This is a genomic window from Mycolicibacterium chubuense (assembly GCF_001044255.1).
In the GTDB taxonomy this organism is placed as follows: domain Bacteria; phylum Actinomycetota; class Actinomycetes; order Mycobacteriales; family Mycobacteriaceae; genus Mycobacterium; species Mycobacterium chubuense.
Genome location: NZ_JYNX01000023.1, coordinates 1 through 26,486, shown reverse-complemented (window position 1 = coordinate 26,486; position 26,486 = coordinate 1). Strand labels below are relative to the sequence as shown.

The following is a 26,486-nucleotide window of genomic DNA, read 5'->3' as shown; positions in this document are numbered from 1 at the left end:
TCATGCGTTCACCAGCCGCCGATGCCGGGGCCGACGCGTACACCCTTGAAGCGGTCGGCCGTGGTGCCGGGCGTCGCGACCGGGGATTGACGGATGGCCCCGCCGGCGGGGGCGAGGATGTAGCCGTCGCGCACCTCGCCCTGGGTGGCGTCGCGGCGGACCTCGCCGGCCTGCGGGCTCTTCACCCACGGGCTGGGCTTGATGTCGTCGGCCTTGGCCAGTGCGCTGCCGAAGCTCAGGGCGCCCGCAGTCATGGCTGCGGCGAGTGCGACGAGCGTCAGCGCCGATCGCTTGGTCATCGACATGGTCAACGTGCCCCCCTTGATAGGTGTTTGCTCAGTGCGTCGTCCCCCGAGCGCAAGACGTTACCGGAGTGACTGCTGTTCTGTGCGGGCTATCCGCGGAGCCGGTGTTTGCCGGAGGTGGTGGAGTCGGCGGGGCACCGATGCTCGGCCCTGTGCACGAGAATGCCGTCAGGGCTGCGCACAGCCGTGACGGCACGGTCGTGCAGAGGGTGCAGACAGACAGTGCGGCAGACTTTTCTGATGTCCTCCATGCAGTCCCCGGCAGCGCGGGTCTTCAACGCCCTCAGTGACGTGCTGCGCCGTCCGGCGATGCGGCCGGTCACCCGGACGTTCAGCACGCTGCACGCCGTCGCCTACCGGCTCACCGGGGGCCGCGCGCAGAACCAGAAGTACCCGACGATGCTGCTGACCGTCACCGGCCGCAAGACCGGTAAGCCGCGCACTGTGCCCGTCATCTACATCAAGGACGGCGATCGCTTCGTCATCGCCGCGGCGTATTCGGGAAGTGACACCGACCCGGTCTGGTGGCGCAACCTGGAAGCGAATCCGACAGCCACCCTGGACGTCAACGGGGAGACGATCCGGGTCGACGCGGCGCCCGCCACCGACGAGGAGCGGCCCGAACTGTGGCGCCGCCTGGTCGAGATGTACCCCTACTTCACCGAGTACCAGAAGCGGACGACGCGGGAGATCCCGGTGATCGTGTTGACTCCTCGCTGACCACCGGGGTCGCCTCAGGGCCGCACCAGTGGCTTCCGCCCTGACGTTTGGCGCGGTACATGGCCCGGTCGGCGCGCTCGAGGGCTTCGTCGATGGCATCCGGCGTGAGCATGGCGATACCGATGCAGATAGTGCCCGGAGACAGAGCCTCGACGCGCTCCACCAATGTCTGCGCCATCTGTTGGGCCTGCGCCAGAGTCGTCCGGGGAAGCAGGACGGCGAACTCGTCGCCACCGATCCGGGCGAGGACGTCGGACAGACGCAGTCGCCGGCTGATGATGTCGGCGACGTTGCGCAGGTAGGCGTCACCCGCGCTGTGACCGTGTTGATCATTGACCTGCTTGAGACCGTCGAGGTCGATCATGAACACGGCTGCCTCGTCGACGTTCGCGTGCCGGCTTGCCCGCACCTTGTAACGCCGCAGTTCCTCCTCGAATCTGTTGCGGTTGTAGACGCCCGTGAGGGTGTCGAGCGTCGCCTGCCGTCGCAGCAGTTCCTCATCGCGGCGGCGCGCGGAGATGTCCTCGATGTGGGAGATGAATGCCTGCGGCTCACCGGAGTCGTCGTGGACCAGGAAGACGGAGAGCCGCACCCAGACGACGTGTCCGTCCCTGGAGTAGTACCGCTTGTCCATCTGGTAGCTGGCGATCTCGCCGGCGAGGAGTCGCGACGCCTCGGCGAGGTCGATATCGAGGTCATCCGGATGGGTGATGTCCTGGAACGTCAGTCTGGTCAGGTCCTCGGGCTCGTACCCGGCGATGCGGCAGAACTCCCGGTTGACCTTTTGAAAGCTTCCGTCGAGCCCGATGACGGCCATGCCGATCGGGGCGTTCGCAAAGGCCGCCGCGAAGGTCGCGTCGAGGCCCCCCGGCGCGGCGGCGGACGGCATCGCGACGTCGATCGACGTCGGGCGTTCTTCGATCTGCTGCTCGAGCACCGCGTGCGCCCGGACGTTCTCCATCGCCACCGAGGTCACGTCGGCCAGCGCCTGCAACAGAGCCAGCTCGTGTTGGGTGGGGCGCCGACGCTGCGCCCAGTACGCGCCGAGGGCGCCGACGGGATCCCGCCGGCGGATGGGCACCATGGCCAGGCTCTTGACGAAGGTCGGACGGTAGGCGTCGTGGGGGACGCGCTCGTCGGCGTAGATGTCGGGAATCACCGCGGGTTGCTTGTGCACCATCACCCATCCGCTGACGCACGCCTCCATCGGGAAGCGCCTGCCCTTCCACAGCGGCGTGACCGCATCCTCGTCGGCATAGAAGCACATGTCACGGTCACGGATCACGACCGTGGCCCCGTCGCAGCCAAGCATCTCCCGCGCGGTGGAGGCGACAATCCGTTGCACCTCGCTCGCGGTCCGTGACAGCGACAATTCCTGGATGACGTCGGTCAGCCGCGTCATCCCCCGCACATAGTCGGAGTCGGAGAAGTGCGGTGGTTGGTTATCGGCGGCAATCGGCGACTGCCCGTCGATCGGCGATGCGCCCGGTGTCATCGAAAGACCCCCTCGAGGCGTCGGCACACCCGTGAGAGTCAAGCGTAGTGCGTCGCTCAGCCCTGGAGTCGGCGTTTGATCCGGGTCAGCATCGCCGACATGCCGCGCAGCCGTAGCGGGCTGATCAGCGCGCCCAACCCGAGCGAGGTGTAGAAGTCATCGGGCACGGCGAGGATGTCCTCGGCCGACTGCCCGTCCAGGCCGGCCGCCAGGATCGCGGCGAACCCACGGGTGGTGGGCGCTTCGGCGGGCGCGCTGAAGAACAGCCGCACATGCTCGCGGTCGCCGGCGTCGACGTGGAGGAACAGCGGGGACTGGCACTCGGGTACCGGTTCCATCGCCGCCTCCTCCAAATCCGAAGGCAGCGCGGGTAACTCGTTGGCGAACTCCAGCAGCATCGCGAGCTTGTCCTGGCCTTCGACCTCCTGGAAGTCGGAGACCACCTCCGCAAGCGGCGCCGGCATGCTCATCGCTGCATCGTTCGCTCGCAAGCTTCGCTCACGGCGCCTCGCCGGGTTCTTCCCCGACGGCGACGGGCACGCGCACCGCGTTGCCCCACTCGGTCCACGAGCCGTCGTAGTTGCGGACGTTCTCGCGACCGAGCAGGTAGGTCAGCACGAACCAGGTGTGGCTGGACCGTTCGCCGATGCGGCAGTAGGCGATGGTGTTCACCCCGGGCTCGAGGAAGCCGTACAGCTCGTCGAGTTCGGCGCGGCTGCGGAACTTTCCGTTGTCCTGCGCGGCCTTGGCCCACGGCACGGACACCGCCGTCGGGATGTGGCCGCCGCGCAGCGCGCCCTCTTCGGGGTAGTCCGGCATGTGGGTGCGCTCGCCGGTGTACTCCTGCGGGGAGCGGACGTCGATCAGCGGTTCCTTGCCCAGCGCGGCGAGGACGTCGTCCTTGAACGCGCGGATCGGGGCGTCGTTGCGTTCGACGACGGGGTAGCCGGTGGTCTGCTTGGACGGCACGTCGAGCGTGGTGTCGCGGCCGTCGTTGATCCACAGCGAGCGGCCGCCGTCGAGCAGGCGCACATCGGGGTGGCCGAACAGCGTGAACACCCACAGCGCGTAGGCCGCCCACCAGTTGCTCTTGTCGCCGTAGATCACGACGGTGTCGTCGCGGGAGATGCCCTTGCGGTTCATCAGGTCGGCGAACTGTTCGCCGGTGATGTAGTCGCGCACGTGCGGGTCGTTGAGGTCGGTGTGCCAGTCGATCTTCACCGCTCCCGGGATGTGGCCGGTGTCGTAGAGCAGCACGTCCTCGTCGGACTCGACGATGGCCAGGCCCGGCCGGCCGAGGTTGCCCGACAGCCAGTCGGCCGTGACCAGCCGTTCGGGGTGGGCGTAGGACTGCAGAGCAGGCGTGGGATCAGGCGGTAGCGGCACGGGAGTCAGCCTACCGGCGAGCGGCTGCGCCTTCCTCACGCAACAGGGGCGAGGACGACGGCCGCATTGTGCCCTCCCATGCCCAGCGAGGTCTTCAGCGTCAACCCCGTCCGCATCGGCGTGAGCCCGTCCAGCAGGCGGGGATGGCCGGGGGCGACCGTCGGCGGGGCGGGCACCTGCTGCTGGCCGTAGCCGAGCGCCGCCGCGGCGACCTCGACGGCGGCCGCGGCGCCCTGGCAGTGCCCCGTCAGCGGCTTGACCGAATAGATGGAGGGCGTGCCGCCGAGCACCTCGTCGAGGACCGCCGCCTCGACGGTGTCGCACTGCTGGGTGCCGGGTCCGTGGGCGTTCATGTAGGTGATGTCGGCGGCGTCGACGCCGGAGGACGCCAGCGCGTCGAGCACGCATCGGTCCACCTCGGTCCGGGACGGATCGACCGAGGTGAGGTGGAAGGCGTCATGTGACATCGCCCCGCCCAGCACGTGCACGTAGGGCGCGTCGCTGCGTCGGGACAGCACGAACGCGACGGCGGCCTCGCCGGCCGGGAAGCCGCGGCTGCCCTGCTGGAACGGACGGCAGGCGTCCAGCGGGTCGGTGTCGACGACACCGACGCCGAGCCGGACGAAGTGCTCGACGTTCTCCGGGGTCAGCGACAGGTCGGTGGAGACGAAGACGACGTCGTCGACGATGCCCGCGTCCAGCCACATCTTGGCGGTGATGAGGGCGGCGTTGCCCGACGCGCACATGGCCGACACGTTCATGGCCGGGCCGTGAAAACCGTACTCCTGCATCAACATCGACACCGGGGTCGACGGCATCAGTGTCAGGTAGTCGCGGACGCGTCGGTTGGCGTGGTCCTTGAGATAGAACGTCCGCCACCCCTCGACCTCGGCGATCACGACCGCGTGCAGCAGGCCCACCCGGCGTCCGGGTGTCCACCCGCGCCTGCGGGCGTCGGTGATCGCTTCGCGTGCCGCGGCGCGCAGCGCCTGGCCGAAGCGGCTCAGACCGTCGCGCGGATCGCCCTCGTCGCTGATCCGGGACAGCCACGCGTCGTCGTTCCCGCCGGGCCCGAAGCCCGGGTACAGCGTCGCGGCCGGTTTGCCGCTCGCCAGCCCGTTCCACAATGTATGCCGTCCCCACCCGTAACCGGTGACAGCCCCGATTCCCGCGATGCCCATGTGCGCACTGTGCATGTGATCTCCCCTTGGTTGTGGCGTTGCCCCCGCGGGCCCCTAGCTCGATTAACACCCAATCGGCAGCAGATCACTAGCCCAAACGCCCGGTCGCGGCCATACTGGTGTACGGGGCGCATGTGACGCGGACTGCCAGATTTGCCGAGTGTGCTTGCGCAGCAAACGTTTTGTCAGGGGTAGGGTGAGCACAACGTCGCATTCGGCCGCAGGGGGCAACCCCGGACGCCACATAGATACCGCCGAGGAGCGATACCGTCGGCTGGTCGACCTGAGCCCGGACCCGATGTGCGTGCACTCCGACGGTCGGGTGGTCTACGTCAATCCCGCGGGTGTGCGGGGTTTCGGCGCCGACAGCGCCGAGCAATTGGTGGGGCGTCCGATCCTCGACTTCGTCGATCCCGACTCGGTCGGCTCGATGCTGGAACGCATCCTCGCGCTGTCCGGCGAAGGGGACAGCTCACCGGCCTCCGAGGCCGTGCTGCGTCGCCTCGACGGCAACCGGCTGGAGGTCGAGGCGGTATCGGTGTTGACCACGTGGGACGGTGAGCCGGCCTACCAGGTCATCTTCCGCGACCTGACCGCGCAGAAGGCTGCCGAGGCGGCACTGCGCTATCAGGCGGCGCTGGTGAACCACGTCAGTGACGCGATCATCGCCACGACGGCAGACGGCGTCGTCACCAGTTGGAATTCGGCCGCGGCGGCGGTGTACCGCCGTCCGGTGGAGCGGGCTCTCGGCCTGCCGCTCGTCGAAGCTGTCGACGGCGACGTCGACCTGGCGGGCATCGTCGCCGGCGGCGGGGTCGTGCATGCCAGGCACCGGGCGGCGGACGGGTTCCCCGTCAACGTCCGGCTGTCGGTCACCGCGATGGACGGCGGCTACGTGGTGCTGTGTTCGGACTACACCGCGCAGCGGCGCGCCGAGGTGCACTTCCAGTCCGTCGTGCGGTCCCTGCACGACGGCGTCGTGGTCCTCGACCGTCACGGGACGCCCCAATCGATCAACCCGGCGGCCCGTCGCATCCTGCGGTTGGGTACCGAGGATCTGGTCTCCGACTACACCGGCGGCGCGCTCACCTTCCCGGTCTTCAATCGGCGGGGCGTCAAGATCGGCGACAACGAACTGGGTTCGGTGAAGCTGATGTTCGCCAACGCCCCGCTGGAGAACATGGTCGTGGGCGTCGAGCGGGCGGACGGCACCCGCGCGTGGCTGTCGGTCAACTGCTGTCTGCTCGACCCGGCCGACGCGGAGAACTCCGCCCTTCTGGTGTCGTTCGCCGACATCACCGCGGAGCACAACGCCAAAGCCCACCTCGCCTATCAGGCCCACCACGATCCGCTGACTGGGTTACCCAACCGCGCGCAGATCGAGGCGAGACTCGTGCGGTCCGCGAGGACCGATGCCCAGCCGTTGGCGGCGGTGCTGTTCGTCGATCTCGACAACCTCAAGGCGATGAACGACGACCTGGGCCATCACGCCGGCGACGGCGCGCTGCGGGAAACCGCGCGACGGCTGCGCAACAGCGTGCGCGACGTGGATTTCGTGGGCCGGCTCAGTGGCGACGAGTTCGTGGTGCTGCTGTACGGATCGTTGGACCGCGCGGCGCTGGAAGGCCTCACCTCACGCATGCACGGCGAGTTCGCGGAACCGATCTATGTCGACGGAAGGCTTCGCAGGGTCAGCGTCAGCATCGGGGTCACCGAGCTGTCGGCAGCGGACGAGCGCGACGTCGAAGACATCCTGCGCGACGCGGACGCGGCGATGTACCAGGCCAAGATCCTGCGCCGGGGAACGTCTTTCGCGTGACGTCGACGCCGCTAGCCGGCGGCGCTGTCGGGTAGACGTTTCAGCAGGCTGCGGGCCGCCGCCGCGACGCGGGTGCGGTCGAAGGTGATCACCGACTCGAAGCGCCGGTCGCCATCGGCTACCGGCGGCAGCTCGCCGGGCTGTTCGCGCGCGATCAGCGCCGCAGCGGTGTCGGGCCCGAGCACCAGCACGGTCCATTCGGTGGCCAGGGGATCGTCGCGAGTGACGGCAACCCCTCGGATGCCCGGTTCGGGTTCTTCGGGGATGTTCTCGCCGAACACCACGACCAGCGGTGAGCGCTGCGCGATCTGCGTGTACATGTCACGGGTCGCGCCGCCGAAGTTGCCCGCGTTCTGCACGGTCGCCAACACCATCGGCGTGCTGTCGGCAGTCAGGGCCAGACGTTCGATGTGCCGGCACAGTTCGTGCAGCGTCTGCTTGCGCACCGTCCGCTGCACCAGACCCGGGGTGGCGAGCTCGAACACCGAGGGGCTGGTCGACTCCAGCGCGCGTGACGTCCACGAGGGCAGCGCCCGGACGTCGGGCACGGTGGTGAGCGCGCCGGGATGGCCGAACAGGTATCCCTGGCCCAGGGTGGCGCCGTAGGCCAGTGCCTGTTCGAGGTGCAGTTCGGTTTCGATGCCCTCGGCCAGAATGGTCGCGCCGGTCCGTTCGTGGTGACCGATGATCGCGGCGACGGTGCGGGCCTGGACGTCGTCGGGTTGGTGCTGCACCAGCCCCATGTCCAGTTTCAGGATCTCCGGGGAGATGATGTCCAGCAGCGCCAGCGAATCACGTTGGGCGCCAATGTCATCGAGAGCGATCATGAAGCCGTGCGCGCGCAGCGCGTCCACCTTGCGCAGCAGCGCGCGGGGGTTGTCGAGCAGTCCGCGCTCGGTGAGTTCGAACATCAGGTGGAAGGCGCCGGCCGCCTCGGCGACGGCGTCGTCGTCGAGGTCCAGATCCTCGGTCGACGGTTCGCAGTTGATCAGCAACAGCATCCCGGGTGTGCTGTTGCCGCGCAGGGCGGCGTCGGCGGCGCGGCGGATGCACTCCCGGTCGAGCACGTCCAGCGTGCCCCTGCGGGCCGCGTGGGCAAAGACCTGCAGCGGGCCGGTCCCGTCGAGATGGGGCCACCGCGCCAGGGCCTCGTAGCCGACGACGGTTCCTCCGGGGAGTGACACGACCTGTTGAAAGCTCGGGATCAGGCCGCTCCCTACCGCGGCATGATCGAGGAGGTCCGTCACGGTTCGCCTTGTTTTTCGGGGTTTTGACGTCCAGCCTAACCAGGCTTATGGCTGCCGGGGCAAACCCTGCGCCGAGATGTTGCGTGGTCGTTACTCGAGATGGCCGCAGCAGGGCAGGGCGGGGTGGGTCTGTTCGTAGCGGTCGGGGCGGGCGGCAAAGGTGATGACGGACAAGGTGATCAGCACCAGTGCGGCGACGGCGGCGATCTTGGTGGATCGCTCGACGTGGTAGAGGCCGTGCCGCATGTCTTCGCGGGCCTGCTGGATGGCGCCCCAACTGCCGTGGCGCAGCGGGTTTTCCAGGAAGTGGTGGCAGGCGATGGCCAGGCCGAAGGACAGGGCCAGCGCGCCGGCGTAAAAGTAGACGCTGGTGTCCATCACGGTGCCGAGCAGGACGATGACGGGCCAGTGCACCAGGTAGAGCGCGTAGGAGAGGTCGCCGAGGTAGGTGGCTGCCTGGTTGCGCAGCAGGGGCTGGAACATCGGTTCGCTGCCGACGCCGGCGGCGATCACCATTGCGGCGCCGGCGACGGGGAGCAGGGCCCAGGGGACGGGGAAGCCGGCGGAGTCGGGGGCGATGAGGACCAGGCCGGCGGCGATGAGCGCGACCCCGGCCCAGGACAGCAGCGGGCGCAACCAGACCGGGGTGGTGGTGAGGACGGCGACGGCGGTGGCGAGCAGGGCGCCGACGCCGAGCTCCCAGGCGCGGGCGAAGGTGTTGTAGAAGGCGCTGTGCGGGGAGACCGCGGTCTGGTAGGTGGCCCAGGCCAGGGACGCGGCGGTGAGCAGGCCGCTGGTGGCGGCGACCAGGCCGACCCAGCGGTCGCGGCTCCAGGCCCGGCGGACGACCAGCGCGGTGACCGCGAGGATCAGTAGCGGCCACAGCAGATAGAACTGCTCCTCGATGGACAGCGGCCAGTAGTGCTGCAGCGGGGAGTCGGGTTCGGCGCCCTGTGCGGCGAAGTGCCAGTTGGCGAGGAAGGCGAACGAGAACAGGGCGTCGATGCCGATGTCGCGGGCGCGGTCGGGCAGCAGGATCAGCGACGCGACGTAGGTGGCGATCAGGACGGCGATGGCGGTGGGCAGGATGCGGCGGGCCCGGTCGAGCCAGAAGCGGCCCAGGGACACGGTTCCGGTGGGTTCGGCACTGCGCAGCAACATGTCGGTGACGAAGAACCCGGAGATCACGAAGAAGACGTCGATACCGACGAAGCCGCCGCGCGGCCAGCCGGTGAGGTGGGCGGCCAGCACAGCCAGAACGGCCACAGCTCGCAAACCCTGAATGTCCAGACGATAGTTTGCTCGTTCTGCACGTCGACGACGACGTGACGACGATTCCCGAAAACGGTCCAGCGCAGTAACCATGACATCCCCCCGGTGGTCATTATGCGGCTACGTCAGATGATCGCTGATGAACCACAGCTGGTTCTACGGCAATACACAGTGATCTGAGTCACGCCCGGGGTTCGGGAAGGGGGGTTACTTCCGGGCAGCCGTGCCGCGTCGGCGCGACAGCAGCACAGCTGCCAACGCGATGACGGCCAGGATCGCCGCCGCCGCGACCGCGAGCGGTACCCACGATTTCTGCGCCGCCGCGGCCGGGGCTTCGGCAGCGGCCTGAGGGTCGCCCGCCCGCACCGCGACGTTCGTCGGCACGCCGGCCGCCCCGGCGGCGAGCACGTCACCGGTGAGGGCCGACCAGCCGCCCTGCTGGCGGTCGATGTAGTCGAGCAGCGGGTCGATCAGCCGCCAGTCGTCGGTGGTGGTGACCAGCACGACGGTGCGCCCACGCGCCTGGTCGGCGAAGGCCTGCACCAACCCGAGGCCGTCGGCGATGTCGGCGCGCAGTTCGGTCGGCAGGCCGATGTCGACGGTCGCGGCGTCACCGCCGACGGGCGGATCGAGGGTGGTGTCGGCGATGGCGGAGGACTTCGCGACGATCAGCGCACCCGAGCGCGAATCCGCCGCGGTCTGCACGTCGACCACCTGAGGCGTCAGCTGCTGACTGGTCAGCCGCGCGATGGCGTTGATGATGCGGGCGGCGTAGACCAGCTGGCCGGGATTGCTGCCGTCCATCGCGACCATGAAGCTGGGGCTGAATTCTGATGGGAGAGAGGTGAATCCGCCTGTGGGAGTGCCGCCGCGGCGCAGCGTCAGTGTCGACGTCGGATCGACCTGGAAGGTGATCGGGGCGATCAGCGGACCGCAGGTCTGGTGCGGGGTGTAGGTCAGCGCCATGTCGAGACCGAGGTACTGCGTCAGCGCCTTGCCCTGCACGTCGAACGTCGCGTCGAGGCGGCCGCTGTCGTTGAGCGCGGCCCGGTACAGCACCCGGTCGTTGGACCGGATGACGATGCTGGCCGCATCGTCGGTGGGTACCGGGGTGTAGTCGGCGAGCAGGTGCACACTGACCGCGTCCACGCGGCCGATGCCCAACGCCGAGCGGTCCACGCCGACGGTGACGGTGCCGGTGCGCAGCACGTCCGTCTTGCCGGACATCTTGAGCTGATCGAACGTGAAGGTGTCGCCGCTCAGCGTCGGGCCGGCGCCGGCCTGTTCGACGCGGGCGCTGGGCGTCTGCACGAGTGTCTGCAACTGGTTGACGAGCAGCCCGACCTGCGTGGTCAGTTCGTCGCCGTTGCCGCTGACCCGCAGGCGGGCGTCCGGGCTTCCGGGCGCCTCCACCGTCAAGCCGGCCCGGCCGCCGGACTCGACGACGACGGTGCGCGCGAACTGCCCGGCGGGCGGCGGCGTCGCGCCGCGGGGCTGGGTGATGACGTCGACGGCCAGTGGCTGCGAGTGGTAGAGCCGGGTCAACGTCGAGACGAGGGACAGCACCGACTGTTGTTCGGCGGTGTTGGCATCGGTGGGGGTGTAGATGCTGACCCGTTCGAGCACCGGGGGGAAGAAGGTGGCGACGGTGCTGGCGGGCACTTCGGCGCCGGTGAAGACCGTCGACAGGCCGCTGAGGGCGAGCTGCTGGAGAGGTCCGCAGAAGCCGTCGCGGTTGTCGGTGGCGCGCAGCGTGAAGGTGAGGGTGACCGAGGACGAGCGGGCCGGCGCCGCGGAGATGTCGACGTCGAGGGGAGTCTGCGGCGGTGCGGTGGCCGCCGGCGGGAGCGGGATGCTGGTGAGCAATGTCCCGTTGGCGTCGGTGATCTCGAGGAAACCGGCGTCGACGTTCATCGGCGCCTGGATCGTGCCCAGCAGCCGCGAGGCCGTCAGGCCGGCGGGCGCGGGCACGGTGACGCTGGTGGGACTGTCCGGGCCCAGATAGAGGCCGTCGTTCACCCCGAGCGTCCGCCACGCCAGCGTGACTGCCGGCGTTTGGTCAGCGGTGTTGCTGGGTTGAGCATGCCCGATCGCGATCACCGGTGTGAACGCTATTGCTGGGGCGAGGACCATTGCCACCGACAGCAGGATCGCCGACAGCGGCCGACGCGGCATCACCGATCTCCGTCGGTAGCGATTGTTTCCGACACCTCGGCGAAAGCGCGGACGTACAGCGACATTTGCGCGGAAGGGGAGGAAGTCGATCGTCGTCGCACGCGTTTTCTACTTTCCCGCCATCGAGCTCCAAAAGGGCAACAGTGGTAGGACTATACCGGCGTAACAGCAGGGTGGACGTGATATCGATCGGCCGTTACATCACGGTATTTCGCGGCGAATCCGTGATCGAACGGGTGCGGCGTATCACCGTCAGAGCTACGGCAACTGAGATAGCGTGAGCGCACCGGTGTGCTCGGGTGACGCGTGAACGGCGCGCACGGGGAAAGGTCGCTGCGTTGAAAGGTCACCATTGACGTACCAGGACTTCACGCGGATTCTGCGGACCCGCTGGAAAATCATTTGCGGCGTTTTCCTCATCGCCGTCCTCGGTGCGGTCGGTTATCTGTTGCTCGCCGCACCGCAATATCAGGCGACGACGCGGCTGTTCGTGTCGACCACCTCTGACGGCACCAACACACAGACCAACGACGGCGGACTGTTCGCCCAACGTCGCGTGCTGTCCTACACCCAGCTGCTGCAGGGCGCGCTGCTGGCGCAGCGCACGATCGACAAGCTCGGCCTCGACATGACCGCCGCCGAGTTGCAGGCCGAGGTCACCGCGGTCGCGCCGACGGACACCGTGCTGATCGACGTGACCGTGCAGGACTCCTCGCCGACGCGGGCCCGCGACATCGCCAACACCCTGTCCGACGAATTCGTGGTGATGGCCGCCGCGCTGGAGACGCCGGATCTCGGCGCCCGGCCGAACGCGCAGGTCGTCGTCCAGCAGCGTGCCGGCGTCTCCGAGGATCCGGTGTCGCCGAACAAGGCGCGCACGCTGGGCGTCGCGGGCGTGGTCGGGCTGCTGCTCGGCGTGCTGGCCGCTCTGGTGCGGGATCGTCTCGACCCCACGGTCAGGCGCCCGGAGATGGTGGAGAGCGCCACGGGCGTCGGGGTGGTCGGCGAGATCCCCGTCGAGGCCGGCCACGGCGACGGACCGCTGGTCGCGTTCGGGCGTGACGACGCGACGGTCGCCGATGCGTTCCGCGAACTGCGGACCAATCTGCAGTCTCTCGAAGTCGAGCCCGGGCCTCGCGTGCTGCTGGTCGCGAGTTCGGTGGCCGGCGAGGGGCGCACCACCACCGCGGTCAATCTCGCGCTCGCACTGGCGGAGGCCGACCACTCGGTGGTCGTCGTCGACACCGACCTGCGACGGCCCCGGGTCGCGTCGTGCCTGGACGTGCCGGGGGAGGTGGGTGTGAGCACCGTGCTGGGCGGCGGCGCGGAGCTGTCGGCCGCGCTGCAGCAGACGCGGTACGCGGGAGTGTCAGTGCTCGCCGCCGGCGAGGTCTCCGCCAACCCCACCGAGGTCCTCGGCACTCAGAGATTCCGAAATCTGCTCGAGCAGTTGAGCGGTCGCTTCGACTACGTCGTGCTCGATTCGCCGCCGCTGGAGGTCAAGGACGCGGCGATCCTCAGCGCCTCGGTGCAGGGCGTGCTGCTCGTCGTGCGCTACGGGCACAGCGCCCGCAAGCAGCTCGCCGCCACCGTCGCCACGTTGAAGCGCGCGGGTGCGCCTTTGGTCGGGGCCGTCGTGATGGTCCCCGCCGGCAAGGCCGCCCGCGGCGGCCGCGCCCGGCGCCTCGGCGCGCATCAGAGATAAGCGGGCGAGGTCATGCGCCACACCGTGTTCGCGCCGGCCCCCACGGGTCTGGACGCGCCGAACGCCGGGGTGCGCTATCCGCGTCTGGAACGCCACGCGCTGACCTGGCTGATCATCCTGGCGATCGCTCTGGTCGTCGTTCCGGAGGCCATCAACCACGTCTTCGTCAAGCATTCGCCGGACCTGCCGCCGCTCGAGGATTCCGCAGGCTCCTCGGAGGTCCCGCTGGCCCACCTCGCCCGCCTGGGTGGATCGGCGGTGCTGCTCGCCTACACCTCCGCCGTGGTGCTGCTGACTCGCGGCCGTCCGGACCGCGGCATCGTGGGCCTGCTGATCCTGCTGCTCGCGGTCGACGTGCCCTACATCCTCAGCCCGTCACCGCCGCCGACGGCCGACGTCCCGAAGATCCTGCTGGCGAACCTGTTCGTCGTCGCGCTGTGGAAGACCGGGGCCTCGATCGACGCGCTGAAGTGGTTGCCCGTCCTGGCCACCGGTATCGGCGTGTACTCACTGATCGGCGGGCTCATCGCGCCGGACTACATGATGTACAACATCGTCTCGGAGAAGGCGATCATCGCCGGCTGGGAGCTGGCCGGGCCGTTCGGCCACGGCAACGTGCTCGGAATGTATTGCGCGGTGGCCTTCTCGCTGGTGCCGTTGATCCGTGGGCTGCGATGGCAGCTGTTCTGCGGCGCCGTCCTGTTCACCACGATCCTCGCGTCGGCGTCACGGACCGCGGTGATCGCGGCGGCGCTGGTGCTGCTGTGGTGGTCGGCCTGCCGGATCCGGTCGATGGTCAACGTGCGGTTCGCCGGCACCGTGTTCGTCAGTGTCACCGCGACGACGATGTTCGTCCTGCCGTTCCTGCCCTGGGATCCGCACGCGTTCACCGACCGTGCCGCGGTGTGGGTGGCGAGCCTCGCCGAGTGGCAGCGCTCCCCGCTGGTCGGCCTCGGGGTCAACTGGTTCCTCACCGACGCTCAGTCGAACGCCAACGTCGCCGCGTGGGCGTATGTGGGCACGGGCCACAACCTGATCATCGACACATTGGTGAAGTCCGGGTTGATCGGCGTGGCGGTGCTGGCTCCGGTGATCGTGCTCGCGATCCTGGCCGCGCGGGCGCTGACGGCGACGAACCAGCAGATCGCGTTGTTCGGTTACCTGGGGGCGTTTTTCGTCGCCGCGTCGACCGAGGCGGTGTGGGCTCTGCTTCCGAACCTGCAGCTCTTCCCGATCAGCGGCATGATCTTCGCGATCCTGATCCTGTCCCGGTACAGCAGGCCGGTAGCGCAGGCGCCGATATGACGACGGCGCCCGCGGTCAGCGTGGTGATCCCGACCATCGTCCGGCCCAGTCTGCGGCGTGCGGTGGAATCCGCTCTGGCGCAGACTGTTCCGCCGTTGGAGGTCATCGTCGTCGTCGACGCGCCCGGAGAGCCTGACCTCCCCGATTCCGCTGCCATTCGGGTGATCACCACGCCGGGGCGGGTGGGGCCGAGCCGGGCCAAGCACCTCGGCATCGAGGCGGCCTCGGGCACCGTGATCGCGCTGCTCGATGACGACGACGTGTGGCTGCCCGAGAAGCTGGAGCGGCAGTTGTCGGCCGCTCCGTCGGGCGACGAGTGGATCATGTCGTGCCGGTTCCGCCGCCTTCTCGAGGGCGGCGAACCTGTGGTCGGGCCGCGCACGCTGATCGGTCCGCACGAAGCGGTCGCGCCGTATCTGTTCGAGATGCGGGAGCGGCAGGCGTTCAACATGGTGCAGACCTCGACGCTGGTGTTCCCTCGCCACGTGGTGCAGACGGTGCCGATGTCGGTGGCCGAGGGATCGATCCATGACGATCCGAAGTGGTTGATGGAGGTGCGGCGGGTCTTTCCGGAGTTGCCGATCATCCAGCTGCCCGACCCGCTGGTCGACATCGTGTGGACGGCGGTGTCGGTGTCGCGGGCCGGGGTGGACCGCAGCGCGGAGTACATCGACTGGGGGCGGCGGGAGCTCGCCGGTGAATCGCCCCGCGTACGGGGCGATTACATGCTGACCTCGGCGGTCGGGTCGGCCCTGGGGGCGGGATCGCTGCGCGGCGTGCTGGCGGCGATCAGAGCGGGCGTGCGCTACGGCCGGCCCGGCTCGCTGGCGTGGGCCAGCGCGGCCAAGTCCCTGCTGCGGCTGCGTCAGCAGCAGGCCCGCTGATGTCTCCGAGCTTCGCACGGAACACCTTGCTGGGCTTTGCGTCCGGAGCCGCGGTGGCGCTGGCGGGGTTCGTCGGCAACGCGATCGTCGCGCGGCTGCTGGGTCCGGAGCGGCTGGGCGTGTTCGCCTACGTCGTCTGGTGTGTGACGGTCGCGGCGACGATCGCCGCGGTCGGGATCGACGTGGTGCAGCAGCGGTTCATCCCGAACCTGCGCGCCGAGGGGCGCAGTGACGAGGCCGAGGGGCTGATCGGGGCGACCACGCGGTTCTCGATGGCCGCGATGACGGTGGTCGGCGTGGTGCTGGTCGGCTACCTGTGCGGGCCCGGGACAGGGGCGCTGGCGGGCACCTCCCCTGAGGTGGTCATCACCGTCGCCGCCGTCTGGTTCGTGTCCTGGAAGCTCGGCGACCTGTACCTGTTCTATCTGCGCGGCGAACAGCACTTCGGCGAAGTGGCCAAGCTGTCGGCCGTCTCGGCGCTGCTGAAGGTGTCGACGATGGCGTTGGGCGCGTGGCTGTTCGGGATTCCGGGGGCGCTCGCCGGTTACATCGCCGGCAACCTCATGCCGGCGAGCCGGGTGTTCCGATTGCTGCGCAAGAAACCGCGCGTCGGCTCGGCGCTGCGCCGTGAGGTCGTGAAATTCGCGTTGGGCAGCTGGGCGGTGGGCGTCATCGGCAGCCTGGTGTTCGGCCGCACCCAGGTGGTGTTCCTCGAGCACTACACCGGCCTGACCGCGGTCGGATTGTTCGCCGCCGCGGTGACGGTGGCCGAGATGGCGGTCCAGCTTCCGCCGCTGCTGCTGTCGGCCCTGTTGCCGCGATTCAGCGAACAGCACGGCATGGGCGCCGAGGAGCACATGCTGCGGCTGTACCGGACGACGACGGCGCTGATCGCGATGGTGATCGTGCCGCTGTGCCTGGGGCTGGCCGCCGTGGCGCCGGTGCTGATTCCGGCGCTGTTCGGCGACGCGTTCGCCGACGCGGTGCCCGCCGCCTCGGTGCTCCTGGTGGCCGCGGCCATCAGCAGCCTCGGCGTCACCACCTTGTATCTGCTCTACAGCACCGGCAAGACCGGTCTGCTGGTGATCTCGAACGCCGCCGGGCTGGCGATCACCGTCGTGCTGGGTTTCCTGCTGATCCCACGGTTCGGGCTGATGGGCGCCGCCTGGTCCCGCGGCATCGCGCAGGTGCTGGTCGTTCTCGTCGAAACCTGGTATGTGACACGGCGTCTGGCGTTCCGGCCGCCGTACCGGGTGCTCGGCGCTCTCACCGTGGCCGCCCTGGCGCAGGCCGCGGTCGCGTACCTCATCACCGTGCAGTGGGGCGGTTCGATCTCGTTGGTGGCGTCCATTCCCGCCGCGATCGTCGTGTACTTCCTTGCGCTGCGCGCTTTGTCGGTGACGTCGATGGTGGATCCCGGGCTGATGAACCGGCTGGTCGAGCGGGCGCCCGAGCACCGCAGACCCGCGGTGCGCAAGATCCTGAAACTCTAGCCGCCGCTCAACGGATCGGCCGCGGTGTCGATCAGCGCGACCGCGGCCAATTTGAGGCTGCCGTCGGTGCGTAGCACGCCGAAGTTGTCCTCGATCTCGTCAGGATCTGTTCCGCCGTCCACCAGTTCGTAGTAGATGAGCGGGCCGGCCCAGTCCCACGTGTCGACGTGCTGACGCGCTTGCAGCAGCGTCACGGCCTGGTCGTGCTCGGACACCGCGTAGGGGCCGGTCCCGGTCGGAGCCCCGTACTCGGTGATCCACACCTTCTTGTCGCCGTCGCCCCGCGCCACCATCAGGTCGTGCAGCGCCGGGAGGTCGCGGAACCCGCCGGTGGTCCGCTGCGACCGGCCGAACGGCATATACGGAAACGTGTAGGGGTGCACGGCGATTCCGTCGGCGATCTGTGCGGCCCCGTCGTCGTAGAGCCGGCCGAGGTAGGTGACGGGATCCACGTCGGCGGTGGGGCTGCCGTAGGTGGGCGAGAGTCCGCCGATCAGCAGGGTGGCCTTCGGGTCGACCCCGCGCACCGCGTCGGCGGCCGCACGAAACAACCGGCCGTACTCGGCGACGTCGGGGGCGGGCGGCCAGAACTTGCCGGTGTTGGGTTCGTTCCAGACCTCCCAGTGATGCACCCCGCGCGCGGCGTACCGCTGCGCGGCGACGCGGGCGAAGTTCGCGAACGCCGCCGGGTCGTCGGGTCGCGCGCGGTTCGAGCCGGTCGCGCCGGTCGTCCAGGGCGGGCTGAAGGCCAGTACCAGCAGCACCCGCATCCGGTGGGCGAGCGCACGGTCGACGAGTTGATCGGTCGAGGTCCAGTTCAGTTGATTATGAACCGGTTCCAGCACCGACCAATCCACGTCGACACGCACCCAGGTGACCTTCATCGCCGCCAGCGCGTCGAACTGGTCGTCGAGCGACGCCGAGTCGGCGCCGCGGTAGTGCACGGTCATCCCGATGGGGACGGCCGCACCCAACGGCTGGCAGGCGGTGACCGAACCGGCGATCACCAGAAGGCACAGCAGAAATCGGCTAGCGAAGGATCGCACGGGTGTCGGCTTCCCGGGTGAACGGCCGGCCCACCAGTCCCTCGGCGCGGCCGATGAGCAGCGCCAGCCCGTCGCGGGGGCCGAACTTCGCCGGGTTGCGCAGCGGCATCAGTGCCGCGGCCACCAGGTGGGCGGTTTTGTACCACAGCGGGTAATGCCATGTGCGGAGCACGTTTCCGGCGCCGCGGCCGTAGTTGCGGAGCTTGCGGCGCCGTTCGTCAGGCGGCAGGTGGGCGAACTCGGTCTGAGCGTGCACCACGATGTCGTCTGCCCACACGATCGTGAAGCCGTCCCGGGCTGCCATGCGCAGGAGCAGGTCGGGGCCTTCCGCCGATTGCCACGGGGTGTCGGCGCCCGACCCCCGATGCGGGTCGAACCCGCCGACCGCCGCGTACGCGTCGCGACGGAACAGAGTGGCAGGCTCGATCGCGCCCCACGCGCTGCGTTTGGTCAACGGGGTTCCCGGCGCGGGCAGCGGATTGCGCGGCCCCTCCCGGTCGATGAGCCGGCCCGCACACACCGTCGCTGACGCGACGCAGTGCTGCGCGACGCGCTCGAGGAAATCGGCGTCGACGCGGCTGGTGTCGTTGGGGAACCACAACCAGTCGACGTCGTCGCCCAGCGCCGTCGCGGCGGCGTTGCGGCCGTGGGAGATGCCGCGGGCACTGATCACCGTTCGGATGGTCAACGTGTCGGAGAACGAGGCGACGAGCGCGTCGAGCTCCGGGGCATCGGCGGGGTCGTGGTGGGCGATCGCCACGGCGGCCGGCGGCCTCGTCTGCGCCGCGAGGTCACCGAGGAGGGCGCGCAACGGCTCCCACCGTCCCACCGTGGTGACGGCGACGCCGATGCGCGGTTTCGGCGCCTGGGGGCCCATGGCCGGAAGCGTAATCCAGGTGCACCGGTGAATCCGGTAATCGACCGGCAAACGAACGTCGTGAACTGGTCTCAGCGGCTAGCATGACTTCCGTCGCACGTCACAACGCTTCGCGGCGAAATTGGTGATGGCATCTCGGATTGCCGAGCCACGGTCATGGGGGGATGCCGAGATGCGGTTCGCGTTCCTGACCGAGTTGTATGCGCCGAGCGTGGGCGGGCAGGAGGTCTTCTTCCAGGAACTGGGGGAGGCGATGGTCCGGCGCGGCCACACCGTCGACGTGTACTGCATCGGCCATGTCGGCGGGCTCGCCGACGTCGAGGTGATCAACGGTGTCACCCTGCATCGCGAGGCGAACTCCGGGCGCTACAAGGCGCCCCGGATCAAGGCCCTGCGGCGAAACTGGTCGGACATCGCCCGATACAGCGCACGGATCCGTCGTGTCGTTGCACGGGGTGAGCATGACTTCTACCTGCTCAACGAGTGGCCGCTGATGCACGTGCTGGCCCTTCCCGGCAAAGTTCGACCACGAAGTGCGTTGCACTGGTGCGAGATTCGGGAAGACCCGCTGCTGCGCACCCTGCAGGCACAGTTCCCCAAGATGGTGGGTTCCAATTTCGCGGTGGGGGAGGCGGTCGCCGCCGCCATCACCGAGCAGTCCGGGCGGGAGTGCGGGGTGCTGCCCAGCGGCATCCAGGCGGAGCGGTACCGCGTGGCCCCCGGCGACGAGCGCTCCGGCGCGCTGTATGTCGGGCGCCTGGCGCCGCACAAGAACCTGCCGCTGCTGATCGACGCGTTCGCGCTGGCCGCCGAACGCGGGTTCGTCGGGGATCTGGTGATCGCCGGTGACGGACCGTCCCGCGAGGATGTCGAAGCCTCTGCCCGCCGAAACCCCGCCGCGTCGCGCGTGCGCGTCCTGGGTTCGGTGGACGAGGCGCAGAAAATCGAGCTGCTGTCGACGTCCTCGGTGCTCGGCATGCCGAGCCGCCGCGAGGGCTTCCCCCGGGTGATCGCCGAGGCGATGGCCAGCGGCCTGCCCGTCGTGACCGCGAATTTCTCCGAGAACGGCGGCAAGGACGTGGTGAAGCAGTACGGCGCGGGCCTGGTGTGCGGCACCGAACCCGCCGATTTCGCCGATGCATTGCTCGCCGCGCAGGCAGGCTGGGACGGGTACTCGCGGGCCGGCCTCGCGGGCGCGGCTGACCTGGACTGGTCGCACATCGCGGAGAAACTCGAGAAGCACGCCGAACGCACGGTCGACATGAGGGGTAAGACGCGATGAAGGTGATGGTCACGGGCGGAGCGGGTTTCGTCGGCAAGGAGCTGGTGCAGACGCTGCGCGGCAGCGCCGAGGTGCTGGTCGCCGATCTGCTGCGCTACGGCACGCCCGACTGGCTCGCCGGCGATCTGGACGGATTCGCGTTCGAGCGCGTCGACATCCGGGACGCCGCGGCGACGGCGGCGGTCGTGGAGAAGTTCGCGCCGGACGTCGTGGTGCACCTGGCGGCCATTCACTACATCCCCGAGTGCGACGCCGATCCGGCGAACGCGGTTGCCACCAACGTGACCGGTACGGTCAATGTGCTGTCGGCGCTGGCGCCGGGGACGCGCTTCGTGTTCGCCAGCAGCGGTGCGGTGTACCGGCCGGACGAGGCGCCGCACCGAGAGCTGAGTTCCGTGGTGGAGCCGGTCGACATCTACGGCATCACCAAGGACCAAGGCGAGGACTACGTCCGGATGTTCGCGGAGAGCCGCGGGATCGCCGGGGTGATCGTGCGGCTGTTCAACGTGATCGGGCCCGGGGAGACCAATCCGCATCTGTTGCCTGCGATCGTCGTGCAGCTGCGTGACAAGCCCGACGCGATCAAGCTGGGCAACACCTGGCCGAAGCGGGACTACATCGACGTGCAGGACGCCGCGGGCGGTTTCGCCGCGGTGGCGCTCGGCGCCGCCCCGGAGCCGGGCGGGTACGAGATCGTCAATCTGGGCAGTGGGCAGCAGTATTCGGTCGACGACATCGTGAACCGGATGAAATCGGTGCTCGGCCTGGAGTTCGAGGTGCGGCAGGACCCGAGCCGGATGCGGGCGGTCGACCGGCCGTATCTGGGTGCGGACATCTCGCGGATCGGCGAGCTGTTCGGGTGGGCGCCGAAGTGGGAGTTGGACGAGACGCTCAAGCGGATGTGGGCCAATCCTGATTTCCTGCCGCAGTTGGAAGGCCGGTTGACTTGACCGACCGGCGGGTCGATCTGCTATTCGACGCGCGACATCTCCGGCAGAGCGGCATCGGTACCTACATCGCGACGCTGCTGCCGAGCCTCGAGGACACGTTCGCCGAGCGCGGGTTGTCGCTGGCACTGCTGGTCAACGAGCACGCCGTGCCCGAGGTGCGGCCGGGCACGACGGTGGTGACCGCACCGCCGGCGGCGATGTACACGCTCGGCGAGCAGCGGGTGTGGGCGCGTGCGCTGAACGATGTGCGCCCGCGAGGGTTCTGGGTTCCGCACTACCCGTTTCCGTTCGCGGCGCTGCGGCACCGCGGGACGCGGCTGTTCGTGACGGTGCACGACACGATGCACGTGCGGGACCGGGAGATCAGCGGGCAGAGCGCGGCGCGGCGGGCGTATGCGCGCACGATGTTCCAGCTGGACGGGCGGCTGGCGAGCCTGATCTTCACGCCGTCGGAGGCGACGAAGGCGACGCTGACGGCGATGTCGCCGGGCGCGCGGGTGACCGTGACGCCGATCCCGGTGGACGAGGAGTGGTTCGCGCCGGTCGATCCCGGGTTGTCCCCGGTGCAGGCGCCGTATGTGCTGTACATCGGCAATGCGAAGTGGCACAAGAACCTTCCGCTGCTGTTGATGGCGTTCGGCGATGTGGCGGGCGACGTCCCGCACAAGCTGGTGATCGCCGGCAGCGGTGAGGCGCTGCGCGGAGGTGACGAGCGGGTGCCGGCGCTGGCGGCCGGGCTGGGGGAGCGGGTCGAGGTGATGGGTCGGCTGGATTTCCCCGTGCTGCGGTCGCTGGTGGCCGGAGCCGATCTGCTGGTGATGCCGTCGTTGTACGAGGGGGCGGGGTTACCGCCGATCGAGGCGATGGCGTCGCACACCGCGGTGCTCGCGTCGGACATCCCCGCGCTGCGGGAGACGTGCGGGGGCGGGGCGGACTACTTCGACCCGACGGACCGCGCGGAGTTGGCCGCGGCGCTGAGGGCTTTTTGCCGGGACGAGGACGCCCGGGCCAAGCTGGCGGCGCGGGGCTGGGCGCACGTGACGGCTCGGCAGGCGGGGTTGTCGCTGGCGCCGGCGGCGGAGGCGGTGGCGGAGGTGCTCGGTTCGTCGACGGGAACATGAACAACAGCGCCGACACAACAAGTCCTGCCTCGCAGCGGCCCCGAATCGGCTAGCGTCCTGTTCGAGCCGACAACGAGCCGAGGGGTTTGTCCATGCGCAAGCACATGGTGGCAGCGGTAGCGACCACGTCCGCTTTTCTCGCGGCGATGACGGGGCTCGCCGGTCCCGCGGCCGCCGCTGACGACGAGTGGGTCATGCCCGACGTCCGCGGCGAGGTCCTGGACGCCGCCGTGAGTGACGTTCAGAGCGTCGTCGGTGACGTCGAGCTGGATCTGCGGTTCGTGCCCCGCGATTACAACCAGCAGGTCTACAACTTGACCAACTGGGCCGTCTGTGCGACGTCGCCGAGACCCGAGGGCGAAATCTCACAGGAGACGAAGCGCGTCATCTTCTCCCTGCGGCGTCTCAATGAGGAGTGCTAAGCGGTACGTCACAGGTCGCTCGTTCTGAACACACGAGCACAGCCATCGCTAGTGGATCTCGAGGCGGGCGGCCATCTGTCGCTTTCGCGGCGAAGCGTCGGTGCCGTATCGACGTCCATGCCGACGATGCCTTGGCGTCGCAGCCCACCTGGTGCGTCGTGAAAGTGACGAGAACTGAGAGATCTCGCGCAAACCTCGAATGATCAGCCGAGTGCTTGCCAGCTCGGTGCGCTGGTGAAAGCCCGGCGGCTACTCACCGGAATTGATCGAGTACATCAAGTTTTAGAGCTTTGCGGCCCACCTTGAGGAGACCGTGTCGAGTCGTCGCTGATCTGACGAATGCATACTCTCGGCAATCCTTGTGGCATCGACATTCAAATCGCGAACCTCCAGTCGAGCAGCACTAGGGTTCGCCCCGGATCCTTAAGACCTCCGATTCGATCAGGCCTTCGCTTGACGTGCGGAAGGTGCTGGCGAACGCTCTCGTAGCTGAACTCACACGAAAAACGGCGACGCAGAACGGATGTCCACCGAACCAGAGCGCAATGAGCTACTGTCCTACCGAAGTGTCAACCAACGGATGTCGCCCGGGGCGGCTGCGAATTTGAGGTGGTTTGCAATGCGCAGGCAAGTCATGGCCGCGAGCTTGATGACTGTCGTCATCGTCGCTGGGGCGGCAGGCGTCGCATCGCCGGCGGCCGCGGACACTACTGATGCTGCCTCCACTTGGGACATGCCGGATGTCAAAGGCGCTGTCCTGCAGACCGCAGTGAACGACGTCAAATCTGCCGCTGACCCGCGCGAGCTACAGTTCGTTTTCGACGACACCAAGGGAAATCGGGACGTCATGAACCTGACGAACTGGACGGTTTGCTGGCAGTACCCGAAGGCGGAAGCCACGGTTAGTCCAAAGGTGAAGAAGATTAGCTTCGGCGTCAAGCGATTGAACGACAGTAACTGCTACAAGCAGGGCTAACGAGGATCGCGGCCGATTGATCGAGCCGGGAGGCTTCGGAAGGCCGTTCTGTGGCCATCGGAAGACCACTGCGCTGGCCTTTCGCGGCAACGCCGGCTCGACGAACTCAAAGCTTCAAATCTCAAGGCCGTTGTGCGGCTGTCCTTGTTTCCAAAGATCGCGGACCGATAAAGACGCTCTTGCAAGCAGCCTGCGTAGCAGTGGCAGGCTAAGTCCAACGACGTTCGACGGATCACCCTCGATACGCTCGATGAACCATCCGCCAAAGCCGTCGAGCGTAAAGGCGCCGGCTACCTCGATTGGTTCGCCGCTCGCGAGATAGGCGGCCAATTCTCTCGCCTCTGGCTCACCGAAATGTACTGTTGTGCTCCCCGTTTCGCCCTCGGTGTGGGTGATGACGCCGTCAGCGACGCGGAGTAAAGCGTGTCCCGTAAGCAGATGCCCTGTCGTGCCCGACATCGCCACCCATTGCTCACGTGCGGCGTCCACTGTTCCGGGCTTGCCCCACAGTCGCCCGTCGCGGTACAGCATGGAATCGCAGCCGAGCACGACGCAATCGGCCGCCACCTCTGGAGTTAATTGCGCGGCAACAGTGACCGCCTTGGCGTTCGCAAGCTTGAGCACCACTGCCTCGGGCGGCACCTCCGGATCGAGCGAGGCGATCAGCGCGTCCTCGTCGACGTCGGACACGACGACGAGGGGATCGATGCCGGCCTGGCGCAGCACGCGCAGCCGGCCGGCCGAGGCGGAGCCCAGGACAACCCGGGTCATGAGCTTCGTTCTTCGTGCAAGCGGCTCATCATCGCCGCATGTGCATCCGCTCCAACAGCGTGACGCGCTGCCAGCTGGTGACGTCGTAGCGCAATTTGTCGACCGGATGACCCCACGGGTTGAGTTCCTGCGGGCCATGGTCGGCGTGGCCGGCGCCGCCGGCCCCGGACAGTACGGTCACCAGCGCGGCGATCTCCTCGGGAGACGGGTTGCCCTTGACCACCTGGAAGTGGGGGTCTGGTTGCGGCGGGTCGTCGATCGTCATGTCCCGGGGGTCGGAGACCTCGACGATGTCGGCATCATGGTCCACAGCTGAACTCCTTGTCTGGCAAGCGAATCGATCAGAGCGGGATGTTGCCGTGCTTCTTCGGCGGCGTCTGGACGACCTTGCGCTCCAGCAGTCGCAGCGCGGTGCCGATGTAGCCGCGGGTGTGCGACGGCGGGATCACCGCGTCGACATAGCCGCGTTCGGCGGCGATGTACGGGTTCACCAGGGTGTCCTCGTACTGTTGCTGCAGTTCCAGACGCAGCGCATCGACATCCTCGCCCTTCTGGGCGGCTTCCTTGAGCTCCTTGCGATAGACGAACCCGACGGCACCGGAAGCGCCCATCACCGCGATCTGGGCGGTCGGCCAGGCGACGTTGACGTCGCAGCCCATGTCCTTGGACCCCATGACGCAGTAGGCGCCACCGTAGGCCTTACGGGTGATGACGGTGACCTTCGCGACGGTGGCCTCGCCGTAGGCGTAGAGCAGCTTCGCGCCGCGGCGGATGATGCCGTTGTACTCCTGATCGGTGCCCGGCAGGAAGCCGGGCACGTCGACAAGCATGACGATCGGGATGTTGAAGCAGTCGCAGGTCCGCACGAAACGCGCCGCCTTCTCGGAGGCGTTGATGTCCAGGCAGCCCGCGAACTGGGTGGGCTGGTTGGCCACGATGCCGACCGGGCGGCCGTCGACACGGCCGAAGCCGACGATGATGTTCTGCGCGTAACCCGCTTGGACTTCGAGGAATTCATCGTCGTCGAGGATGCGGGTGATGACCTCGTGCATGTCGTACGGCTGGTTCGGCGAGTCCGGGATCAGCGTGTCCAGCTCGAGATCCTCGTCGGTCAGGCTCTCCTCGATCGGACCGGGATGCGGTGCGGGGTAGCGCGGCGGCTCCGCGTAGTTGTTGGGCGGCAGGTACGACAGCAGGTCGCGGACGTAGTCCAACGCGTCCTGCTCGCCGGAGGCGACGTAGTGCACGGTGCCGGACTTCGCCATGTGAGTGTGCGCGCCGCCAAGCTCTTCCATCGTGACGTCCTCCCCGGTGACGGTCTTGATCACGTCCGGTCCGGTGATGAACATCTGGCTGGTCTGGTCGACCATGATGACGAAGTCGGTCAGCGCGGGGGAGTAGACGTGCCCGCCGGCCGCGGCGCCCATGATCAGTGAGATCTGCGGGATGACGCCGGAGGCCTTGATGTTGTTGTGGAAGATCCGGCTGTAGAGGCCGAGGGAGACCACGCCCTCCTGGATGCGGGCGCCGGCGCCGTCGTTGATGCCGATCAGCGGGCGGCCGGTCTTGATGGCCAATTCCTGAACCTTGACGATCTTCTCGCCGTAGACCTCGCCGAGGCTGCCGCCGAACACGGTGGCGTCCTGGCTGAAGATGCAGACGTCGCGGCCGTCGATGGTGCCGTAGCCGGTGACCACGCCGTCGCCGGTGGGGCGGTTCTTCTCCAGGCCGAAGTTCTTACTGCGGTGCTTGGCCAGCGCGTCGAGCTCGACGAAGGAGTCCTCGTCGAGCAGCGCGAGGATGCGCTCGCGGGCGGTGAGCTTGCCCTTGGCGTGCACCTTGTCCACGGCTTCCTCGCCGACCGGGTGCAGCGCCTCCTCGGCGCGCTTCCGTAGATCGGCGAGCTTCCCCGCAGTGGTGTGGATGTCGATCTCGTGCTCGGCTGCAGGCTCAGTCACGCTGGTCATGGGTTTCTCCTATGTCAAGCCGCTGCTGTTTGGCAAGCGGGGTGACGGTTGTTGTGATCGGTGTGTAGGTGTCCGAATACGACGCGG

24 protein-coding genes are annotated in these 26,486 nt (G+C 68.3%); 11 read left to right on the top strand and 13 right to left on the bottom strand.

The window, feature by feature from the left end:
• Window positions 1–8 precede the first annotated feature (8 nt).
• Complete coding sequence (locus MCHUDSM44219_RS05880; protein ID WP_131722291.1) at window positions 9–299, bottom strand: hypothetical protein; 291 nt, start codon at window positions 297–299, stop codon at window positions 9–11.
• 246 nt (window positions 300–545) lie between these two features.
• Here MCHUDSM44219_RS05880 and MCHUDSM44219_RS05875 point away from each other — a divergent pair, with 246 nt between their 5' ends.
• The gene (locus tag MCHUDSM44219_RS05875) at window positions 546–1,025 is read left to right on the top strand and encodes a nitroreductase family deazaflavin-dependent oxidoreductase (RefSeq protein ID WP_157868751.1); all 480 of its coding nucleotides are present in this window, start codon (window positions 546–548) and stop codon (window positions 1,023–1,025) included.
• Here the strand turns inward: MCHUDSM44219_RS05875 and MCHUDSM44219_RS28390 are convergent.
• Genes MCHUDSM44219_RS28390 through MCHUDSM44219_RS05855 form a run of 4 tightly spaced genes read right to left on the bottom strand, consistent with a single transcriptional unit; the run spans window position 964 to window position 5,102 of the window.
• On the bottom strand, window positions 964–2,520 hold the full coding sequence (locus tag MCHUDSM44219_RS28390) for a sensor domain-containing diguanylate cyclase (protein WP_053081195.1): 1,557 nt from the start codon (window positions 2,518–2,520) through the stop codon (window positions 964–966). The genes MCHUDSM44219_RS05875 and MCHUDSM44219_RS28390 overlap by 62 nt on opposite strands.
• A 56-nt stretch (window positions 2,521–2,576) precedes the next feature.
• Window positions 2,577–2,990 (bottom strand): SufE family protein, encoded by a 414-nt coding sequence (locus tag MCHUDSM44219_RS05865; RefSeq protein ID WP_048417301.1) that lies wholly within the window; start codon window positions 2,988–2,990, stop codon window positions 2,577–2,579.
• A gap of 28 nt (window positions 2,991–3,018) precedes the next feature.
• Window positions 3,019–3,906 (bottom strand): sulfurtransferase, encoded by an 888-nt coding sequence (locus tag MCHUDSM44219_RS05860; protein WP_048417300.1) that lies wholly within the window; start codon window positions 3,904–3,906, stop codon window positions 3,019–3,021.
• Window positions 3,907–3,941: 35 nt separating this feature from the next.
• Entirely contained in the window at window positions 3,942–5,102 is a 1,161-nt protein-coding gene (locus MCHUDSM44219_RS05855; RefSeq protein ID WP_048417299.1) for a beta-ketoacyl synthase N-terminal-like domain-containing protein, read from the bottom strand.
• 181 nt (window positions 5,103–5,283) lie between these two features.
• Between MCHUDSM44219_RS05855 and MCHUDSM44219_RS05850 the strand changes: the two genes are divergently transcribed.
• Window positions 5,284–6,906, top strand: a complete 1,623-nt coding sequence (locus MCHUDSM44219_RS05850) for a sensor domain-containing diguanylate cyclase (protein WP_048417298.1) — start codon at window positions 5,284–5,286, stop codon at window positions 6,904–6,906.
• 11 nt (window positions 6,907–6,917) lie between these two features.
• Here the strand turns inward: MCHUDSM44219_RS05850 and MCHUDSM44219_RS05845 are convergent, their stop codons facing one another.
• From MCHUDSM44219_RS05845 to MCHUDSM44219_RS05835, 3 genes are all read right to left on the bottom strand, one after another.
• The gene (locus tag MCHUDSM44219_RS05845; protein ID WP_048417297.1) at window positions 6,918–8,153 is read right to left on the bottom strand and encodes a sensor domain-containing phosphodiesterase; all 1,236 of its coding nucleotides are present in this window, start codon (window positions 8,151–8,153) and stop codon (window positions 6,918–6,920) included.
• A gap of 90 nt (window positions 8,154–8,243) precedes the next feature.
• Window positions 8,244–9,518 carry an acyltransferase family protein gene (locus tag MCHUDSM44219_RS05840; RefSeq protein WP_048417296.1) on the bottom strand — a complete coding sequence of 425 codons (1,275 nt, stop codon included), beginning with the start codon at window positions 9,516–9,518 and terminating at the stop codon, window positions 8,244–8,246.
• 114 nt (window positions 9,519–9,632) lie between these two features.
• Complete coding sequence (locus MCHUDSM44219_RS05835; RefSeq protein ID WP_048417295.1) at window positions 9,633–11,600, bottom strand: hypothetical protein; 1,968 nt, start codon at window positions 11,598–11,600, stop codon at window positions 9,633–9,635.
• A gap of 352 nt (window positions 11,601–11,952) precedes the next feature.
• On the opposite strand from MCHUDSM44219_RS05835, the gene MCHUDSM44219_RS05830 reads away from it, so the two are divergent.
• The 4 genes from MCHUDSM44219_RS05830 to MCHUDSM44219_RS05815 are packed head-to-tail and all read left to right on the top strand — an operon-like array spanning window position 11,953 to window position 16,987.
• Entirely contained in the window at window positions 11,953–13,305 is a 1,353-nt protein-coding gene (locus tag MCHUDSM44219_RS05830) for a tyrosine-protein kinase domain-containing protein (protein ID WP_048417294.1), read from the top strand.
• A 12-nt stretch (window positions 13,306–13,317) separates the two neighbouring features.
• Window positions 13,318–14,610, top strand: a complete 1,293-nt coding sequence (locus tag MCHUDSM44219_RS05825; protein WP_048417293.1) for an O-antigen ligase family protein — start codon at window positions 13,318–13,320, stop codon at window positions 14,608–14,610.
• Entirely contained in the window at window positions 14,607–15,494 is an 888-nt protein-coding gene (locus tag MCHUDSM44219_RS05820; protein WP_048417292.1) for a glycosyltransferase family 2 protein, read from the top strand. Before MCHUDSM44219_RS05825 ends, MCHUDSM44219_RS05820 begins: the two co-directional genes overlap by 4 nt.
• The gene (locus MCHUDSM44219_RS05815; RefSeq protein WP_048417291.1) at window positions 15,494–16,987 is read left to right on the top strand and encodes an oligosaccharide flippase family protein; all 1,494 of its coding nucleotides are present in this window, start codon (window positions 15,494–15,496) and stop codon (window positions 16,985–16,987) included. Before MCHUDSM44219_RS05820 ends, MCHUDSM44219_RS05815 begins: the two co-directional genes overlap by 1 nt.
• Here the strand turns inward: MCHUDSM44219_RS05815 and MCHUDSM44219_RS05810 are convergent.
• Window positions 16,984–18,033 carry a cellulase family glycosylhydrolase gene (locus tag MCHUDSM44219_RS05810; protein WP_048417290.1) on the bottom strand — a complete coding sequence of 350 codons (1,050 nt, stop codon included), beginning with the start codon at window positions 18,031–18,033 and terminating at the stop codon, window positions 16,984–16,986. The genes MCHUDSM44219_RS05815 and MCHUDSM44219_RS05810 overlap by 4 nt on opposite strands.
• Window positions 18,017–18,910 carry a glycosyltransferase family 2 protein gene (locus MCHUDSM44219_RS05805; protein WP_048417289.1) on the bottom strand — a complete coding sequence of 298 codons (894 nt, stop codon included), beginning with the start codon at window positions 18,908–18,910 and terminating at the stop codon, window positions 18,017–18,019. Before MCHUDSM44219_RS05805 ends, MCHUDSM44219_RS05810 begins: the two co-directional genes overlap by 17 nt.
• Window positions 18,911–19,082: 172 nt before the next feature.
• Here MCHUDSM44219_RS05805 and MCHUDSM44219_RS05800 point away from each other — a divergent pair, with 172 nt between their 5' ends.
• From MCHUDSM44219_RS05800 to MCHUDSM44219_RS05780, 5 genes are all read left to right on the top strand, one after another.
• Window positions 19,083–20,192, top strand: coding sequence for a glycosyltransferase family 4 protein (locus tag MCHUDSM44219_RS05800; protein ID WP_048417288.1), 1,110 nt, complete (start codon window positions 19,083–19,085; stop codon window positions 20,190–20,192).
• Complete coding sequence (locus tag MCHUDSM44219_RS05795; RefSeq protein WP_048417287.1) at window positions 20,189–21,142, top strand: NAD-dependent epimerase/dehydratase family protein; 954 nt, start codon at window positions 20,189–20,191, stop codon at window positions 21,140–21,142. Before MCHUDSM44219_RS05800 ends, MCHUDSM44219_RS05795 begins: the two co-directional genes overlap by 4 nt.
• A complete protein-coding gene (locus MCHUDSM44219_RS05790; protein ID WP_048417286.1) occupies window positions 21,139–22,263 on the top strand; it encodes a glycosyltransferase family 4 protein in 1,125 nt (374 codons plus the stop codon). The genes MCHUDSM44219_RS05795 and MCHUDSM44219_RS05790 overlap by 4 nt, the downstream gene beginning before the upstream one ends.
• 92 nt (window positions 22,264–22,355) lie before the next feature.
• Window positions 22,356–22,685, top strand: coding sequence for a hypothetical protein (locus tag MCHUDSM44219_RS05785; RefSeq protein ID WP_048417285.1), 330 nt, complete (start codon window positions 22,356–22,358; stop codon window positions 22,683–22,685).
• Window positions 22,686–23,304: 619 nt separating this feature from the next.
• Window positions 23,305–23,661 carry a hypothetical protein gene (locus tag MCHUDSM44219_RS05780; protein ID WP_048417284.1) on the top strand — a complete coding sequence of 119 codons (357 nt, stop codon included), beginning with the start codon at window positions 23,305–23,307 and terminating at the stop codon, window positions 23,659–23,661.
• 114 nt (window positions 23,662–23,775) lie between these two features.
• Here MCHUDSM44219_RS05780 and MCHUDSM44219_RS05775 read toward each other — a convergent pair whose 3' ends face one another.
• Genes MCHUDSM44219_RS05775 through MCHUDSM44219_RS05765 form a run of 3 tightly spaced genes read right to left on the bottom strand, consistent with a single transcriptional unit; the run spans window position 23,776 to window position 26,399 of the window.
• Window positions 23,776–24,432, bottom strand: coding sequence for a nucleoside triphosphate pyrophosphatase (locus tag MCHUDSM44219_RS05775; protein WP_048417283.1), 657 nt, complete (start codon window positions 24,430–24,432; stop codon window positions 23,776–23,778).
• Window positions 24,433–24,460: 28 nt separating this feature from the next.
• Complete coding sequence (locus MCHUDSM44219_RS05770) at window positions 24,461–24,742, bottom strand: acyl-CoA carboxylase subunit epsilon (protein ID WP_048417282.1); 282 nt, start codon at window positions 24,740–24,742, stop codon at window positions 24,461–24,463.
• A gap of 31 nt (window positions 24,743–24,773) precedes the next feature.
• Window positions 24,774–26,399, bottom strand: a complete 1,626-nt coding sequence (locus MCHUDSM44219_RS05765) for an acyl-CoA carboxylase subunit beta (RefSeq protein ID WP_048417281.1) — start codon at window positions 26,397–26,399, stop codon at window positions 24,774–24,776.
• Between the last annotated feature and the right edge of the window lie 87 nt (window positions 26,400–26,486).